The sequence below is a fragment of the Streptomyces virginiae genome (assembly GCF_000720455.1).
Classification (GTDB): Bacteria; Actinomycetota; Actinomycetes; order Streptomycetales; family Streptomycetaceae; genus Streptomyces; species Streptomyces virginiae.
In genome coordinates, this window is record NZ_JOAK01000004.1 from 289325 (window position 1) to 306801 (window position 17477).

The following is a 17477-nucleotide window of genomic DNA, read 5'->3' on the forward strand; positions in this document are numbered from 1 at the left end:
CCGTTGACGGCCGAATGCGACGCGCAGTTGCCTCGTTGACCGTGTGATCGACACCACAGCCCGGCTTGGCGGATTCCGGTACAACCATCAAGGCTGAACATCTGTCACGTATGTACCGCGGTGGGTACCGCGCTCGGAGGGGGAGCGCGGTACCCACCGCCGTCATCCGGCCGGTTCCGGATCCCGTGGGGGAATTTCGGGGACGGCCAGGAACGGCAGCCTCAGCGCGCCGAACGCGTCCTTGGGGACGGCCGGCCGGACCGGTTCCACCGCGTCCAGGCGGGCGTAGGCGGCGCCCTGTTCGGGGCGCGGGTCCCGCTCGCCCTTGTTCGGCCAGTACGACATCGCCCGCTCCGCCTGGGCGGTGATCGTCAGCGACGGGTTGACCCCCAGGTTCGCGGAGACGGCCGCGCCGTCGACCACCGAGATGCCCGGATGTCCGTAGAGCCGGTGGTACGGGTCCACCACGCCCTCCTCCTCGGACGCCCCGATCGGGCAGCCGCCGAGGAAGTGCGCGGTCAGCGGGGTCCCCATCAGCTCGCCGATGTTGCTGCCCGGGAAGCCGTTGATCTCCTCGGCCAGCAGGGTCGCGGCCTGCGTGGCCTCCGCGATCTGCACCGGGTTCGGGGCGCCGTGCCCCTGGCGGGCGGTGAGCAGGCCCTTCCCGATCCCGCCCGGCTTGCGGTACGTGGTCAGCGAGTTGTCCAGGGACTGCATCACCAGGCCGATGATGGTCCGCTCCGACCAGCGCCGGTTCGACAGCGACCTGGCCAGCTGCACCGGGTGCCGCACGGTCCTGGCGAGCCAGCCGCGGACCCGGTGGGCGCTGTGGGGGACCTGCAGGACGGTCATGAACCCCATGGCGTTGGAGCCCTTGCCGTAGCGGACGGGCTCGATGTGGGTGTCGGCGTTGGGGTGCACCGAAGAGGTGATCGCCACGCCGCGGGTGAAGTCGGCCCTCTGCTCCTCGCCGGGGCCCGCGCCGCGCCGCCTGCGGTAGCGGCGGTCGTCGGTCTGGGCGCCGATGATGCCCTCGGAGTTGGTCCGGGTCAGCTCCCCGAGCCGCTGCGACAGGCGCGGCAGCTCACCACGGTCCTTCATGGTGTGCAGCAGGGTCTGCGTGCCGTACGTGCCCGCCGCGACGACCACGTACCGGCAGCGCAGCACCTTCGCCTTCCCGCGGCGGCGGCCGTCGGTGGGCACGGTGCGGACGCGGTGGCCGCCGTCCGGGTGCTCGGACAGGGCGGTGACGGTCGTCATGGGGTGGATGACGGCGCCGGCCCGCTCGGCCAGGTGCAGGTAGTTCTCGTTCAGGGTGTTCTTCGCGCCGTGCCGGCAGCCGGTCATGCACTCGCCGCACTCGGTGCAGGCCTTGCGGGCGGGGCCGGCGCCGCCGAAGTACGGGTCGGCGCTCTCCTCGCCGGGCCGGACCCGGCAGGTGCCCGCGGCGTCCTCGCCGTCGCCGAAGAACACGCCGACCGGGGCCATGTGGAAGGAGTCCCCGACGCCCATCTTCTCGGCGGCCGCCTTCAGGTGGACGTCGGAGGGCGTCATGGTCGGGTTGAGGCGCACCCCGAGCATCCGCTTGGCCTGGTCGTAGTAGGGGGCGAGTTCCTCGCGCCAGTCGGTGATGGACGCCCACTGCCGGTCCTGGAAGAAGGCTTCCGGCGGCACGTACAGGGTGTTGGCGTAGTTGAGCGAGCCGCCGCCCACGCCGGCGCCCGCGAGCACCATGACGTTGCCGAGCACGTGGATCCGCTGGATCCCGTACAGCCCGAGCGCCGGCGCCCACAGGTAGTTGCGCAGGTCCCAGCTGTTCTTGGGCAGGCTCTCGCGGGTGAAGCGGCGCCCTGCCTCCAGGACACCGACCCGGTACCCCTTCTCGGTGAGGCGCAGGGCCGAGACCGCCCCTCCGAAGCCGGACCCGATGACGATGACGTCGTAGTCGTAGGCGTCGTCGCCGGATGCGTCGTCGTGCGACACGGATACCTCCTCAGCGCAGTCGGAGAGCCTTCATGACCTGGAGGCTTCGGGTCATGAACGCCGCGTACTTCTCGTCGTCCATGCCCAACGAGGGCGCCATCGGGAGCAGCCGCTGGTGGGCGACGGTCTGGGCCTCGGTGTACTTGAGGATGCCCTCGGAGCCGTGGCGGCGGCCGAGGCCGGAGTCCTTCATGCCGCCCATGGGGGCCTGGGCGCTGCCGTAGGCGGGGGCGTAGCCCTCGTTGATGTTGACGGTGCCGGTGCGCAGGCGGGCGGCGACGGAGTGGCCGCGGCGGGCGTCCTTGGTCCAGACGCTGGAGTTGAGGCCGTAGGCGGTGGCGTTGGCCTCCGCGATCGCCTGCTCCTCGTCGGTGAAGCGGTAGACGGAGACGACGGGGCCGAAGGTCTCCTCGCCGCACACCGCCATGGGGGCCTCGACGCCGTCGAGGATGGTGGGCTCGTAGAAGAGCGGGCCGATGTCGGGGCGGGCGGTGCCGCCGGCGACGAGGGTGGCGCCCTTGGCGACGGCCTCGTCCACGTGCCGGGTCACGGTCTCCAGCTGGCGCTCGCCGACCAGCGATCCCATGTCGGCGCCGTAGGCGAGGGAGGCGCCGAGCCGCATGGCCCTGGTACGGGCGGCGAACCGCTCGACGAAGGCGTCGGCGATCGAGGCGTGGACGTAGAGCCGCTCGATGGAGATGCACAGCTGGCCGGCGGAGGAGAAGCAGGCGCGGACGGCGCCCGCGGCGGCCTTCTCGATGTCGGCGTCGTGCAGGACGAGCATGGCGTTCTTGCCGCCGAGTTCGAGGGAGACCCCGACGAGGCGGTCGGCGGCGCCCCGGGCGACCTCGCGGCCGGTCCGGGTGGAGCCGGTGAAGGAGACGTAGTCGGCGTGGCGGACCACCTCGGGGCCGACGACGGGACCCTCGCCGAGGACGATCTGGAAGACCTCGGCGGGCAGCCCGGCCTCGATCAGCAGGTCGCGTGCCCACAGGGCGGTCAGCGCGGTCTCGGTGTCGGGCTTCATGACGAGCGCGTTGCCCGCGACGAAGGCCGGCAGGGCGTCGCCGACGGACAGTTCGAGGGGGTAGTTCCAGGGGGCGATCTGGCCGACGACCCCGCGCGGCTGGCGCAGCTCGGTCACCTTGGTGAGGGTGGGCATCGCGCCCGTGTGGCCCTTGGGGCGCAGGTACGAGGGCGCCCTGCGGCCGTAGTGGCGGGCGGACACGGCGACGGCCTGGACCTCCTCGTGGGCGTGCAGGCGGGCCTTGCCGGTCTCCAGCTGGATCAGGTCGAGGACCTCGGCCTGCCGGGCCAGGACCAGGTCGTGGAAGCGGAGCAGGACGGCAGCCCGCTTGCGTACGGGGACGGCGGCCCAGGCGGGCTGCGCGGCGCGGGCCCGTTCGAAGGCCTCGGCGACGTCCTCGGGGGTGGCCTCGGGCAGCTCCGCCAGCCGGTCCCCGGTGAAGGGGGTGTGGTTGGCGGTGCGGCCGGAACCGATCACTCCGCGGGTCAGCCGGGCGACCAGGTCGGGGGTCACCACGTCGGCGGCGGTGCGGGCACCGGCCGGGGCCGGGGCGACCGGGTTGGTGGGCTGCGGTGCGGTCCGGAGGGGGGCGGCTGGGGCCTGCGAGTCCGTCATGCCGGTGAGCGTATTGCGCCCGGCAGCCTTTGGGTACCCGCCGGTAACCGGATTTTGCCTTTTCCGCCAGTGATCGCTGGCAGGATGCCCTGATCGGTGCCGGTCAGGACTTCTTGGCGGGTGGCTCCCAGCCGCTGAGCACGACGTCGAACTGCTGCTCGGTCGTGGCCCAGCTCGCGACCGGGCTGGAGATGTAGATCGCGTACTCCGTGCCGTCCGGGGCGACGTACATCTGCTCCTTGGCCCGGCGCGGACCCGGGTGGGTCTGCTTCTCCGTATAGGTGAAGTCCCAGAGCGCGGCCCGGGTGCTGTCCCGGAAGGTGTTCTGGTTCAGCCGCACCTTCCTGTAGTCCGTCCGCTTCGCCACCTGCTTCTCCAGGTCGGTCAGGTGCTCCAACGGAGTCCCGTAGTCCGGGGTGGAGTCGGCGGCGATCCGGATGAAGTGCTTGCCGTCGTCCGGGGTGTAGTCGATCTGGTCGCCGTTCGCCTTGCGCGTCCAGCCCTCCGGGACGAAGAGGGTGAAGCCGGCGAGCGGGTCGACGACCTTGGTGTAGCCGGCCGGAGGGGCCGCCGCCTGCGGCTTGCCCTCGTCGCCGGACTGGCCGCCCGTCGAGCTGGTGACCCGGTCCTGGCCGCCGTCCGCCCCCGAATCGCCGGTGAACTTGAGGATCCCGAAGACACCGCCGCCGCCGAGCAGCGCGGCCACCAGGGCCACCACCGCGGCGCGCTTGAGCCAGCCGCCGTCGCGGTCGGCGGGCACGGGCGCGGCCACCGTCCCTGACACCGCCGGCTCCGGAAGCGGCGCCGTCTGCGCGACCTCCTCGTGCGGGGCCGGCTCCTCCGGCCGCTCCTGCGCCGGGGCGAGCTCCTCGGAGGTGACCGCACGCGTCGGCACGTACGCGTGCGCCGCCTTCGGCTCGCGGCCCTCCATCGCCTCCAGCAGCATCCGCTCGGCCTCCTCCGCCGAGGGCCGCTCCGTCGGATCCTTGCGCAGCAGGGCGGTGATCACCGGGCCCAGCGCCCCGGCCTGGCGCAGCGCGGGCGGCTCGTCGTTGACGACGGCCTGCATGCTGGAGATGGGCGACGTACGGCGGAACGGCGAGCGCGCCTCGACCGCCGTGTAGAGGGTGGCGCCCAGCGACCACAGGTCCGAGGACGGGTCGGGGATGCCGCCGGTGACCCGCTCGGGCGCCAGGTAGTCGATCGAGCCGACGATCTCGCCGGTGCGCGTGATGGACGAGTCGCCCTCGATCGCGGCGATGCCGAAGTCGGTGAGCAGCACCCGGCCGTCCTTGGCGAGGAGCACGTTGCCCGGCTTCACGTCCCGGTGCAGCACGCCGACCGCGTGTGCGGCGCGCAGCGCGCCCAGCACGTGCAGCCCGATCCGGGCCGCCTCGCGCGGCTCGATCCGTCCGGCCGCCTTGGCCGCGTCGGCGAGGGAGGGACCGTCGATGTACTCCATGACGATCCACGGCCGGTCGTCGTGCTCCAGCACGTCGTGGACGGTGACCACCGCCGGGTGCTGGATCCGGGCCGCGGCCCGCGCCTCCTTCTGCGTCCGGGCGTGCATGACGTCCCGGTCGGCCTGGGTGACGTACAGACCCGCCGTCAGTTCCTTGACCGCGACGGTCCGGTGGAGCAGCTCGTCATGCGCGCGCCACACCTTTCCCATACCGCCCCGGCCGATCGGCTCGACGAGCCTGTACCGGCCCGCCAGCACGGCGCCCCCACCTGTCTGCTGTTCCACGAATTCCCGCCGCTCTCTGCACTTCAGGCCAGATTACGGAGCCCACGGGGGCTGTCGGAACCGCCCGGGCGCCGAAAGACGGCACTGTGACGCAATCGCCGTACTGATCGGTCGTCAATATCCGCTCATCCGCCCGCCTTGTAACTCGCCGTGGCCTTCTCGAAGACTTCGGTGACCTTGGTCTGTTCGTCCTCCGGACCGGTCACCAGGACGACGTGGTAACTGCCGCCCAGCGCGACGACGAAGTTGCGGGCGAAGACGTTGCGACCGGTCCCGTCGATCCACGTGTAGCGTCCCGTGGCCCGCAGTTGCTGCCCGACCCTGGTGGTCTTCACGTCCCCGACGGTCGACCAGGTGGAGGTCCGGTACGGCGTCAGCTCCGGCTCCTTGTCCTTCTGGTACGCCGCCGGGTCCGGATTGCCCTCGACCTTGTCCCGGCCGGGGACCACCGTCAGCACGAACGCCCCGTCGGTGTAACGCACCTGGCCCGCCTCGTTGATCCCGCGGCGCTCCCAGCCCTCGGGGACGGCGATCTCGAAGTGCTCCGGGTCCTGCTGGGTGGTGTAGCCGGGCGGGGCGGGCGCGGGGGCGGCCTGCGAGGCCGCGGGCCCGGTCGTCTGCGGCGCGGGCCTGGACTCGGGCGTACCGGACGGGACCTGGGACGGGTTCGGCGGCGAGGAGGCGTGCGCGGTGGCCTCGCCGGGGCCGTCCTGCTCCTGCGGGACACCGGCCCGGGGCATGAACAGCATCGCGTACGCGACGGCTCCGGCGAGGAGGACCAGGATGCCGACGAGCAGGGTCCGGCCGAGCGCGCGCGGCCTGCGGGCGGCCGTGGGGTTGCGGTGGCGCCCGTGGACCTCGCCGCGACGGCGTACGACGGGCAGCCGCGCCGGATCCGCCTCGGGCATCGGGAGCACGCCGAGCCCGGCGTCCGGCTCGGGAGCGGACCGTACGAGCGAGCGCAGCCAGCCGCGCAGCTCCTCGAAGTCGGGCCGCTCTGTGGGGTCCTGGCGCAGCAGGGACTCCACGACCGGGCGCAGCGCGCCGCATTCCTCGGCGAAGGCGGGCGGCTCGGCGCAGACCATCTCGACGAGCTCGGCGACGCTGTCCTCGGGGTACGGGGCGTGGCCCTGCACGGCGCGGTAGAGCAGCGCGCCGAGCGCCCAGAGGTCGGTGGCGGGCCCGACGGGCGCGGCCAGCTGCCAGTGCCCGTGCACGGGGCCGGCCTGTTCGGGGGCCCACCGCTCGGTGACCGCGCCGACCACGGCCATCCGCGTGTGCCGGGCCCGCTCGGCGTCGAGCCCGGTCCAGGGGGCCGACGGGGGGCGCTGCGGGGCCGGTTGCGGGGTCGGTTGTGGGGTCGGGGACGGGAGCGGGAGAGGCCCGCCGGGCGCCGGGCGCCCCGGAGGCTCGGCCTGGCGGTAGCCCTGCGGCAGCGCGAGCTGCGCGGGCAGGGCGGGCGCGGCCGGCGGGTCGGCCCGGCCCCACCCCGGCGGCGTAGGGGCGGGCGGGTGCTGGTCCGCGGGCTCCGGCCCGGGCCTCGGCGCGGGCTCGGGTCCGGGCCGGCGCTCGCGCTCGGGCAGCGACGCGCGTTCCGGCTCCGTTGCCGGCTCCGGCTCCGGTTGGGCCGGGCGGCGCGGGGTCGCGCCGTGCCAGGCGCCACCGGTCCGGGCCTCCGGTCCGCCGTACGGGTAGGAGTACCCCTGCGGGAGGGTCGATCCCGCGGGCCTGCGCTCGGTCGCGGCGCCGGAACCCGGTCCCGCCTCGATCGCGGCAGGGGCAGCGCTCCCGCCGGCGGCTTCGGCCTTGCGCTGCTCGGTGACCCGGGCGGCCGCCGCCCGCGCCCCCGCCCGGTAGGCGGCGATGACCCCGGCGCGCGCGGCGGCCTGGAGGTCGGGCCCGTCCTGCGGCCGGCCGGGGGTGATGTGATCGGTGTAGCGCGGCCCGGTGTCGTAGCCGGGGGCCACGAGCGGCGCGTACCCGCCGTCGCCGGGCGCGCCGGGCCCCCCGGCCGGGGTGATCACAGGAGCCGGAACCGCAGGGGCCGGCACGGGAGGAGCCGGAACCGCAGGGGCCGTTACGGGAGGAGCCGGTAACGGGGCGGGGGCGGGGCCGGCACCCCAGCGCTCGTCGGGACCGGGGTCGTCGGTGCGGGGGACGGGGTCGTACCCGCAGAGGGCCTCCTCCGCGGCGCCGGCCGCCAGGCCCGTCAGTACGACGCGGCCGTCCTCGCACACCAACACCGTGCGGACGGTGATGTTCCGGTGGGTCCAGCCGTGCGCGTGCAGCACCCGCAGCGCGGTGAGCACGTCCGACGCCACCTCAGCCGCCCGGTACGGGGTGAGGGGTTCGTCGGCGATCAGCGCGGCCAGCGGCCTGGCCGGGACGAGTTCGCTCACTATCCACAGCGACTCGCCCTCGGCGAACACGTCGAAGACCTGGTCCAGCCGGGGGTGGTCGGGAATCGAGGCCGCGGCCTGCGCCGCCTCGATCGCGCGCCGCACGGCCGGCAGGTCGGCGGGAGCGCGGCGCGCCGCCGGGACGGCCAGGGGCCCGTCGACCAGCTCGGCGTCCACGACTTCCGGCAACGGCACCTGCCGTACCAGGACTTCCTGTCCGCTGCGCGTGTCGAAGGCCCGGGTCTCGACCAGCTCGTACTCGTCGGACGGCGGCAGGGGCAGGCGGTAGCGGCCGGCCAGGATCCGGCCCGCGTACTCCTCCACATCGCCTCCCCCGAGTGCGGCGGGCCCCCCAGGGCCCCGCTGACACGATACGTCGACAGGGGCGCCTGCGTCCCGGGGTCAGCCGAGAGGCCGGAAGGTCTCGAAGGCGACGTTGCGCATCTGGGTGCACTCGGGGCCGTCCCACTGGTCGGCGGGGCAGCTGATCATGATGGCGTAGCCGTGCGTGGCGTCGATCTTGAACCCGCGGTTGAGCACCCGGACCCTCGTCCCGCTCTGTTCGCGCTCGAACTCCCAGTCCGCGACGGTCGGGTAGCCCCGGTACTGCAGCTTGTCTATGCGGATCAGCCGGTAGCCCTTGCTGCTGCTGCCCACGGCGGGGGCCAGCTTGGTCCAGGCGAGGGCAGCGTCGTCGCCCGGCTTGTCGGTGAAGTCGACCTGGATCCGCGGGAACCCGCCGTCGCGGCTGAATATCCCGCCGGAGTTGTCGCCCGCGATGGCGGTCCGCTTGAACCCCTCGGGCATGGCCATCGAGAAGTGGAAGCCGGGCTCCGTCACGACCGCGTATCCGGCCGGGAGTGCGCCGCCCGCGCCGCCGTTCGTGGCGCCCTGACCCTGGCCCTGACCCTGGCCGGCGGTCTGCTGGCCCTGACCCTGGCCCTGGCCCTGGGCGCCGGCTCCCGCGTCGGCACCGGTGCCGGTACCGGTACCGGCGCTGCCGCCCGTACCCGTCTCGCCGGTGTTCCCCGACGGCTTCGGGGAGCCCTGTTCGGCGCCGCCCGTGGTCTGCGGGGCGGATGCGGCCGGGGTGGCCTGGCCGCCCTTCCCCTGGTTCTTCTTGTCCTTGTCGTCACCGCTGACCGCCCAGGCGATCAGCGAGCCGACGACCGCCAGCACGGCGACCACGGCGACCACGGCCAGCGCGATGGTGCGACGCGGCATGACGTCCGTGAGCGGCGCGACGACGGAGGCGGGGCGGCGCTTGGGCGCCTCCGCGGCCGATACCGCCGGCGTTGCGGCGGCCGCGGCGGCCGTCTGCGCCTTGCGGGCGGCCTTCACCGCGGCGCGGGCGCGTTCGCGCTGCTCCCGCTCGCGGCGCTCCCGCTCCTTCTTGGCCGCCTTCTCGGCGGCCTTCTCCGCGGTGGCCTTCTCCGCGGCCTCCCGGGCGTCCGCCAGCGATATCTGCCGGGTCTCCTCGGCGACGGCGGGCACGGGGGCCGGTACCGGTTCGGGCGCGGCGAGGACGGCGGTGAGCATCGCCCGTGCGCGTCCCTCGTCGAGACGGCGGGCCGGATCCTTGGCGAGCAGACCGTAGATGACCTCGGTGAGCGGGCCGGCGTTCTTCGGCGGGTCCACCGGCTCGGTCATCACCGCGGTGAGCGTGGCGAGCGCGGACCCCTTGTCGTACGGGGGGACGCCCTCGACGGAGGCGTACAGGAGGCCGCCGAGCGACCACATGTCGGCGGGCGGGCCGGGCTTCTGGCCGCGGGCGCGCTCGGGCGAGATGTAGGAGGGGGCGCCGACGAGCATGCCGGTGGAGGTGACGGAGGGGTCACCCTCGACCTGCGCGATGCCGAAGTCGGTGAGGACGACACGGCCGTTGCCGGCGATGAGCACGTTGGAGGGCTTGACGTCGCGGTGCAGGATGCCCTGGCCGTGCGCGGCGCGCAGGACGTCGAGCACGGCGAGGCCGACCTCGGCTGCGCGGTGCGGGGTGAGGGGGCCGTTCTCCCGGATGAACTCGGCGAGCGAGGGCCCCTCGATGAGCTCCATGACGATCCACGGGCGGGCGTCCTCGTCGACGACGTCGTAGACGGTGACGGCGCCGCCGCTGCGGATCCGGGCGATGGCCTTGGCCTCGCGGAGGGTGCGGGTGATGAGGCGGCGCTTCTCGTCCTCGTCGACGCCGCTGCTGAAGCGGAGTTCCTTGACGGCGACGGTGCGGCCCAGGGTCTCGTCCTGGGCCCGCCAGACGGTGCCCATGCCGCCCTTGCCGAGCACCGAGTTCAGCCGGTAGCGCCCGGCCAGCAGCCGGCCTTCGTCATGCCCGCCCCCGGCCGCCTTGGCGGCGGCGGCCTTCACGGCGGCGGCCATGGCATCGGCCTTCTCGACGACCGGGTTGCCCCCGGTCGCCCCCACGGCCGTCTTCGAAGCCGCCGGCCTGGCCGCACCGTCCTTGCCCGACCCCGACCCCGACGTCGCAGCCGCAGGCTTCGCGTCCTCGGGCTCGTCCGCGGGCACGGCCTTGCCCGGCCCCGGCTTGGCAGCCGCGGGCTCGGCGTCCTCGGGCTCCGCCGCAGCGGCGGCCTTGCTCAGGCGCGGCTTGGCAGCCGCAGGCTTCGCGTCACCGTCCGGCTCGGCCGCGGGCGACGACGCGGAGGCGGCCTTCGGCCCATCAGGCTCCGCGTCGGCGGCAGCCCTTGCCGCGGGCACGGAAACGTCCTCGGGCTTCGCCGCAGGCGACGCCGCAGAAGCGCCATCGTCAAGCTTCGCCGCAGGCGCCCCGGCAGGTGACTCGGTGTGCTCCGGCTTCGACATGCGTCCCCTCTGCGATCGTGCCGCTGCTCCGCCCGCCCCAGCGGCTGAGCGACCCGGCGGCCGGGGCCCACGGTAACCCGCCCCGGCAGAGCCATCATTGTTCCTCACTCCGCAACGGACGGACCCCCCGGGTCTGCGGTTCCGCCTTCCGCATCCCGGAGTTACAACGGAACGATGTCGGGCGCCCCCAGCCGTGCCGCGTCCGCCGTCTGGTCGTCCGGCTGCCGCTGCGATTCCCGTTCCGCCTGGACCCGCTTCTCGTAGTGCTCCACTTCCTTCTCGATCTGCTGTTTGTCCCATCCCAGCACCGGTGCCATCAACTCCGCGCACTCCCGCGCCGACCGCGTCCCGCGGTCGAAGGTCTCGATGGAGATGCGCGTCCGCCGCGTCAGCACGTCGTCCAGGTGGCGCGCCCCCTCGTGCGAGGCGGCGTACACGACCTCCGCCCGCAGGTAGTCGTCGGCCCCGGTCACCGCCTTGCCCAGTTCCGGATCGGCGGCGACCAGTTCCAGCAGTTCCTCCGTCAGCGTTCCGTACCGGTTCAACAGGTGCTCCACCCGCACCACATGAAGCCCCGTCCGGGCCGCGATCCTCGCGCGGGCGTTCCACAGGGCGCGGTACCCCTCGGCCCCCACCAGCGGCACGTCCTCCGTCACGCACGGCGCCACCCGCTGGTCCAGCCCGTGCACCGCCTCGTCGACCGCGTCCTTCGCCATGACCCGGTACGTCGTGTACTTGCCGCCCGCGACCACCACCAGCCCCGGCACCGGATGCGCCACCGTGTGCTCGCGCGACAGCTTGCTCGTCGCGTCCGACTCGCCGGCCAGCAGCGGCCGCAGGCCCGCGTACACGCCCTGGACGTCGTCCCGGGTCAGCGGCACGGCCAGCACCGAGTTGACGTGTTCCAGCAGGTAGTCGATGTCCGCACTGGACGCCGCCGGGTGCGCCTTGTCCAGGTCCCAGTCGGTGTCCGTGGTCCCCACGATCCAGTGCCGGCCCCACGGGATGACGAACAGCACGGACTTCTCGGTCCGCAGGATCAGCCCGGTGGTCGAGTGGATGCGGTCCTTCGGCACGACCAGGTGGATGCCCTTGGAGGCCCGTACGTGGAACTGCCCGCGCTCCCCGATCAGCGCCTGGGTGTCGTCCGTCCACACCCCCGTGGCGTTCACGACCTGCTTCGCGCGGATCTCGTACTCGACGCCGCCCTCCACGTCCCGCACGCGCGCGCCGACCACCCGTTCACCCTCGCGCAGGAACCCGACGACCCTCGCCCGGTTGGCGCAGTGCGCCCCGTACGCCGCGGCCGTCCGCACGAGCGTGGTGACGTACCGCGCGTCGTCCATCTGGGCGTCGTAGTACTGGAGGGCGCCGACCAGGGCGTCCTTGCGCAGCGCCGGCGCCACCCGCAGCGCCCGGGTGCGCGACAGGTGCCGGTGCACCGGCAGTCCCCGTCCGTGGCCGCTGGAGACCGACATCGCGTCGTACATCGCGACGCCCGCGCCGGCGTAGATCCGCTCCCAGCCCTTGTGCTGCAGGGGGTACAGGAAGGGCACGGGCTTCACCAGGTGCGGGGCGAGGCGCCCCAGCAGCAGGCCGCGCTCCTTCAGCGCCTCCCGTACGAGGGCGAAGTCGAGCATCTCCAGGTACCGCAGACCGCCGTGGACGAGCTTGCTCGACCGGCTGGAGGTGCCCGAGGCCCAGTCCCGCGCCTCCACCAGGCCGGTGGACAGGCCCCTCGTCACGGCGTCGAGCGCGGTGCCGGCGCCGACCACGCCCGCGCCCACGACCAGCACGTCCAGTTCCCGTTCGGCCATCCGGGTGAAGGCCACGGCTCGCTGCTCCGGCCCCAGTGTCGCTGTCCTCACGGCTGCCTCCCGTTGGTGCGGGTGAGATCCCGCTCACATGCCCCCGTTTCTCGATTCTGACTTCCCGCATCCACATCAGCCACCGCCTGTGGACAACACAACGGTGGCGTTCACCCCGGAATGCGACATATCTGTCATATATAAGCCTAGTCTGACATTGCGCCAGCTCCCCTGTCCTCGGAGGACTCGCGCGGCACCCCCTCACGCCAGGGAAGGGACGGCATCCCCATGCCCGCAGACCTCGCCGTCATCGGACTGGGCCATCTCGGCCTCCCGCTCGCGCAGGCGGCCGTAGCCGCCGGAATCGAGACGGTCGGCTACGACAGCGGTCCGGTCACGGACTCCACTCTCTCCGCTGCCGAGATCCGCCGCATGTCGGCGGCCGGCTTCCGGGTCACCACCAACCCCGCCGAGCTCGGCCGGGTCCGCACGGCCGTCATCTGCGCCCCCACCCGGCTCGGCGCCGACCGCGCGCTGGACCTCTCCGCCGTGGGCGGGGCCGGCCGCGCGCTCGCCGCACGGCTGCGCCCGCACACCACGGTGATCCTCGAGTCCGCCGCCCACCCCGGCGTCACCGAGGACTACCTGCGGCCCATCCTGGAGGAGGGATCCGGACTCCGCGCCGGCCGGGACTTCCACCTGGCCTACTCCCCCAGCCGCCTCGACCCCGGCAACCGGACGCACGGCGTCTCCAACACCCCCAAGGTGATCGGCGGCCTCACCCCCGCCTGCACCGAGTCCGCGCACGCCTTCTACGCCCGCCTCACCGAGAAGGTCGTCCGCGCCCGCGGCCTGCGCGAGGCCGAGACCGTACAGCTCCTGGAAACCAACTACCGCCACGTCAACATCGCCCTGATGAACGAGATGGCCGTGCTCTGCCACGACCTCGGCGTCGACCTGTGGGACGTCATCCGCTGCGCCGAGACCAAGCCGTACGGATTCCAGGCCTTCCGCCCCGGCCCCGGGGTCGGCGGCCACGGCGTCCCCCTCGACCCGAACTACCTCCCCCACACCACCCGCACCCCCGGCCACCCGCTGCGCATGGTCGGTCTGGCACAGGAGATCAACAACCGGATGCCGCAGTACGTCATCCAGCGCTCCGCCACCCTGCTGAACGAGCACGGCAAGTCCGCCCGCGGGGCCCGCGTCCTGCTGCTCGGGGTCACGTACAAGCCCGACCTCGCCGACCAGGAGGGCTCCCCGGCCGGTGAGATCGCCAGCCGCCTCATCGACCTCGGGGCGCTGATCAGCTACCACGACCCGTACATCACGGGCTGGCGGGTCAGGGACCGGCCGGTCCCCCGCGCCGAGTCCCTGTACGAGGCCGCGGCCAACGCCGACCTGACGATCCTGCTCCAGCACCACCGCACCTACGACATGCAGGCCCTGGCGGTGAAGGCGCAGCTGCTCCTGGACACGCGCGGCGCCAGCCCGGTGGGCGCGGCCCATCGGCTCTGAGCACCGGGAAATCCCCCTGGCGATGTCCGACCGGCCTGCTGGCCTGCGGCGTCACTTATCTAGCACTTATGCCCGAGGGCCACACGTGTGCTCGGGTCCCTGGGGGGATTTTTCCAATGAGCCAGAACTTCACGCCGCCCGCGCCCGACTCCTACTCCCCGGTCGCCGCCCCGGCCCCGACCCGCGGCGGCAACATCGGCCTCGGCATCGTCGCCGCGGTCGTCGCGGCCATCGTCACCGGCGGCGTCTACGGCGCGATCATCGGCGCCAGCGGCTACCAGATCGGCTACGCCGCCGTGGCCGTCGGCGCGGTCGTCGGCCTCGCGGCCGGCAAGGTGGGCGGCTCCAACCCGGTTCTGCCGCTGCTCAGCGTCGTGCTGTCGCTGGCCGCCGTCTTCGGCGGTCAGCTCTTCGGCATCGCCTGGATCCTCGCGGACGAGCTCGGCACGACCGTCCCGGACGTCCTGAGCATCGGCGTGCCCAAGCTGGTCGAGGCCTGGCAGGAAGTGATCTCCCCGATGACCTTCCTCTTCCTCGCCATCGGCGGCTACGCCGCCTTCCAGTCGGCCCGGAAGGCCGGCCACTGACGCACCGGCCGCCGACGGGGGGCTGAGCAGCCACGACCGGTCCGGCCGCGGCCTTCTTCAGGTCCCTGCCGACCGTGACCTGCGCCTATCCGTGGATCGAGTACCTGCGCAGGCGCCGGCGCGGCGAAGGCTGATCCGGCCGCGCACGCCGAAGGGCCCGGCCCCCGGAACGGGGTCGGGCCCTTCGGCATGCGGCCGGTGGGGTCAGCGGCGGTGCTGGGAGTCCGCGACGGTGACCTCGACGCGCTGGAACTCCTTGAGCTCGCTGTAGCCGGTGGTGGCCATCGAGCGGCGCAGGGCGCCGAAGATGTTCATCGAGCCGTCCGGGCTGTGCGAGGGACCGGTGAGGATCTCCTCGGTGGTGCCGACGGTGCCGAGGTCGACCTTCTTGCCGCGCGGCACGTCCTCGTGGACGGCCTCCATGCCCCAGTGGTTGCCCTTGCCGGGCGCGTCCGTGGCGCGGGCCAGCGGGGAGCCCATCATCACGGCGTCGGCGCCACAGGCCACCGCCTTCGGGATGTCGCCCGACCAGCCCACGCCGCCGTCGGCGATGACGTGCACGTAGCGGCCGCCGGACTCGTCCATGTAGTCGCGGCGGGCCGCGGCCACGTCCGCGACGGCGGTCGCCATCGGGACCTGGATGCCGAGCACGTTGCGCGTGGTGTGCGCGGCGCCGCCGCCGAAGCCGACCAGCACGCCGGCCGCGCCGGTGCGCATCAGGTGCAGGGCCGCCGTGTAGGTGGCGCAGCCGCCCACGATGACCGGGACGTCCAGTTCGTAGATGAACTGCTTGAGGTTCAGCGGCTCGGCGGCGCCCGAGACGTGCTCGGCGGAGACGGTGGTGCCGCGGATCACGAAGATGTCCACGCCCGCGTCGACGACGGCCTTGGAGAACTCGGCGGTGCGCTGCGGGGAGAGCGCCGCGGCGGTGACGACACCGGAGTCGCGCACCTCCTTGATCCGCTGACGGATCAGGTCGGCCTGGATCGGCGCGGAGTAGATCTCCTGGAGGCGGCGGGTGGCGGCCTCCTCGTCCAGCTCCGTGATCTCGTCGAGCAGCGGCTGCGGGTCCTCGTAACGGGTCCACAGGCCTTCGAGGTTCAGCACGCCGAGGCCGCCGAGCTCGCCGATGCGGATCGCGGTCTGCGGGGAGACGACCGAGTCCATGGGGGCGGCCAGGAAGGGGAGCTCGAAGCGGTACGCGTCGATCTGCCAGGCGATCGAGACCTCCTTCGGGTCCCGGGTACGCCGGCTCGGGACGATGGCGATGTCGTCGAACGCGTACGCCCTGCGGCCGCGCTTGCCGCGCCCGATCTCGATCTCAGTCACGTGTGGTGGCCTTTCCTCTGGGTCTGCCCGTCCAGTATCCCCGAACCCCGGCGGGCCGCGTTCCGGTGACCGCTGTACGGACGTCATGCGTGAGGGGCGGACCCGGTGACCCGGGTCCGCCCCTCCGCGTCGCGCCTGCTCAGCCCTTGCGGCTGTAGTTCGGGGCCTCGACGGTCATCTGGATGTCGTGCGGGTGGCTCTCCTTGAGGCCCGCCGACGTGATGCGCACGAAGCGGCCGTTGTCCTGGAGCTCCGGCACGGTGCGCCCGCCCACGTAGAACATCGACTGGCGCAGGCCGCCGACGAGCTGGTGGACGACCGCGGACAGCGGACCGCGGTAGGGCACCTGGCCCTCGATGCCCTCGGGGATGAGCTTGTCGTCGCCGCCCACGCCCTCCTGGAAGTAGCGGTCCTTGGAGAAGGAGCGCTGGTCGCCACGGGACTGCATCGCGCCGAGCGAGCCCATGCCGCGGTAGGACTTGAACTGCTTGCCGTTGATGAAGAGCAGCTCTCCCGGGGACTCCTCGCAGCCCGCGAGCAGCGAGCCGAGCATCACCGTGTCGGCGCCCGCGACGAGGGCCTTCGCGATGTCGCCGGAGTACTGCAGGCCGCCGTCGCCGATGACCGGGACGCCGGCCGCCTTCGCGGCGAGCGAGGCCTCGTAGATCGCGGTGACTTGCGGGACGCCGATGCCGGCGACGACGCGGGTGGTGCAGATGGAGCCGGGGCCGACGCCGACCTTGATGCCGTCGCAGCCGGCGTCGATCAGCGCCTGGGCGCCGTCGCGGGTCGCGACGTTGCCGCCGATGACGTCGACCGGGGCGTTCGACTTGATCTTGGCGACCATGTCGCCGACCAGGCGGGAGTGGCCGTGGGCGGTGTCGACGACGATGAAGTCGGCGCCCGCCTCGATCAGGGCCTGGGCACGCTCGTACGCGTCGCCGGCGACACCGACGGCCGCGCCGACGAGGAGGCGGCCGTCCTTGTCCTTGGCGGCGTTCGGGTACTTCTCGGCCTTGACGAAGTCCTTGACCGTGATGAGGCCCTTGAGGACGCCCGACTCGTCGACCAGCGGAAGCTTCTCGATCTTGTGGCGGCGCAGCAGCTCCATGGCGTCCACGCCGGAGATGCCGACCTTGCCCGTGACCAGCGGCATCGGCGTCATGACCTCGCGCACCTGGCGGCTGCGGTCCGACTCGAAGGCCATGTCGCGGTTGGTGACGATGCCCAGGAGCTTGCCCGCGGGGTCGGTGACCGGGACGCCGGAGATGCGGAACTTCGCGCAGAGCTCGTCGGCCTCGCGCAGCGTCGCGTCCGGGTGCACCGTGATCGGGTCGGTGACCATGCCGGACTCGGAGCGCTTGACGAGGTCGACCTGGTTGGCCTGGTCGGCGATCGAGAGGTTGCGGTGCAGCACGCCGACGCCGCCCTGGCGGGCCATCGCGATGGCCATGCGGGCCTCGGTGACCTTGTCCATGGCCGCCGACAGCAGCGGGATGTTCACGCGCACGTTGCGGGAGATGAGGGAAGAGGTGTCGATGTCGTTCGGCGCCATGTCCGACGCGCCCGGCAGCAGCAGCACGTCGTCGTAGGTCAGTCCGAGCGTGGCGAATTTGTCGGGCACTCCGTCGGCAGTCATGACAC

At 73.1% G+C, this 17477-nt stretch carries 10 protein-coding genes; 2 read left to right on the plus strand and 8 right to left on the minus strand.

Translation table 11 applies throughout. From position 1 onward, the window contains the following. Nucleotides 1–162 precede the first annotated feature (162 nt). From IG86_RS0109650 to IG86_RS0109675, 6 genes are all read right to left on the minus strand, one after another. Entirely contained in the window at nt 163–1983 is a 1821-nt protein-coding gene (locus tag IG86_RS0109650; RefSeq protein ID WP_030896267.1) for a GMC oxidoreductase, read from the minus strand. 10 nt (nt 1984–1993) lie between these two features. Beyond that, a complete protein-coding gene (locus IG86_RS0109655) occupies nt 1994–3625 on the minus strand; it encodes a succinic semialdehyde dehydrogenase (protein WP_030822614.1) in 1632 nt (543 codons plus the stop codon). A 103-nt stretch (nt 3626–3728) separates the two neighbouring features. After that, nucleotides 3729–5372, minus strand: coding sequence for a serine/threonine-protein kinase (locus tag IG86_RS0109660; protein ID WP_030896270.1), 1644 nt, complete (start codon nt 5370–5372; stop codon nt 3729–3731). 125 nt (nt 5373–5497) lie between these two features. Beyond that, the gene (locus IG86_RS0109665) at nt 5498–8095 is read right to left on the minus strand and encodes a protein kinase (RefSeq protein WP_030896273.1); all 2598 of its coding nucleotides are present in this window, start codon (nt 8093–8095) and stop codon (nt 5498–5500) included. A gap of 78 nt (nt 8096–8173) precedes the next feature. After that, entirely contained in the window at nt 8174–10147 is a 1974-nt protein-coding gene (locus tag IG86_RS38555; RefSeq protein ID WP_051785071.1) for a serine/threonine-protein kinase, read from the minus strand. A gap of 605 nt (nt 10148–10752) precedes the next feature. After that, on the minus strand, nt 10753–12459 hold the full coding sequence (locus IG86_RS0109675; RefSeq protein ID WP_030822602.1) for a glycerol-3-phosphate dehydrogenase/oxidase: 1707 nt from the start codon (nt 12457–12459) through the stop codon (nt 10753–10755). Nucleotides 12460–12687: 228 nt separating this feature from the next. Here IG86_RS0109675 and IG86_RS0109680 point away from each other — a divergent pair, with 228 nt between their 5' ends. After that, nucleotides 12688–13917, plus strand: a complete 1230-nt coding sequence (locus IG86_RS0109680; RefSeq protein ID WP_030822598.1) for a nucleotide sugar dehydrogenase — start codon at nt 12688–12690, stop codon at nt 13915–13917. Between the two features lie 116 nt (nt 13918–14033). After that, a complete protein-coding gene (locus tag IG86_RS0109685; protein ID WP_037942187.1) occupies nt 14034–14504 on the plus strand; it encodes a hypothetical protein in 471 nt (156 codons plus the stop codon). A 204-nt stretch (nt 14505–14708) separates the two neighbouring features. Here the strand turns inward: IG86_RS0109685 and IG86_RS0109690 are convergent, their stop codons facing one another. After that, complete coding sequence (locus IG86_RS0109690) at nt 14709–15833, minus strand: GuaB3 family IMP dehydrogenase-related protein (RefSeq protein ID WP_030659524.1); 1125 nt, start codon at nt 15831–15833, stop codon at nt 14709–14711. A 139-nt stretch (nt 15834–15972) separates the two neighbouring features. Continuing rightward, the gene (gene guaB, locus IG86_RS0109695) at nt 15973–17472 is read right to left on the minus strand and encodes an IMP dehydrogenase (protein ID WP_030822591.1); all 1500 of its coding nucleotides are present in this window, start codon (nt 17470–17472) and stop codon (nt 15973–15975) included. Nucleotides 17473–17477 lie beyond the last annotated feature (5 nt).

Excerpts from the sequence above, each read along its gene's own strand:
- IG86_RS0109655 (WP_030822614.1), bottom strand. The coding sequence starts at position 3,625 with ATGACGGACTCGCAGGCCCCAGCCGCCCCCCTCCGGACCGCACCGCAG.
- IG86_RS38555 (WP_051785071.1), bottom strand. The coding sequence starts at position 10,147 with ATGGCCGCCGCCGTGAAGGCCGCCGCCGCCAAGGCGGCCGGGGGCGGG.
- IG86_RS0109680 (WP_030822598.1), top strand. The coding sequence starts at position 12,688 with ATGCCCGCAGACCTCGCCGTCATCGGACTGGGCCATCTCGGCCTCCCG.
- IG86_RS0109685 (WP_037942187.1), top strand. The coding sequence starts at position 14,034 with ATGAGCCAGAACTTCACGCCGCCCGCGCCCGACTCCTACTCCCCGGTC.
- guaB (WP_030822591.1), bottom strand. The coding sequence starts at position 17,472 with ATGACTGCCGACGGAGTGCCCGACAAATTCGCCACGCTCGGACTGACC.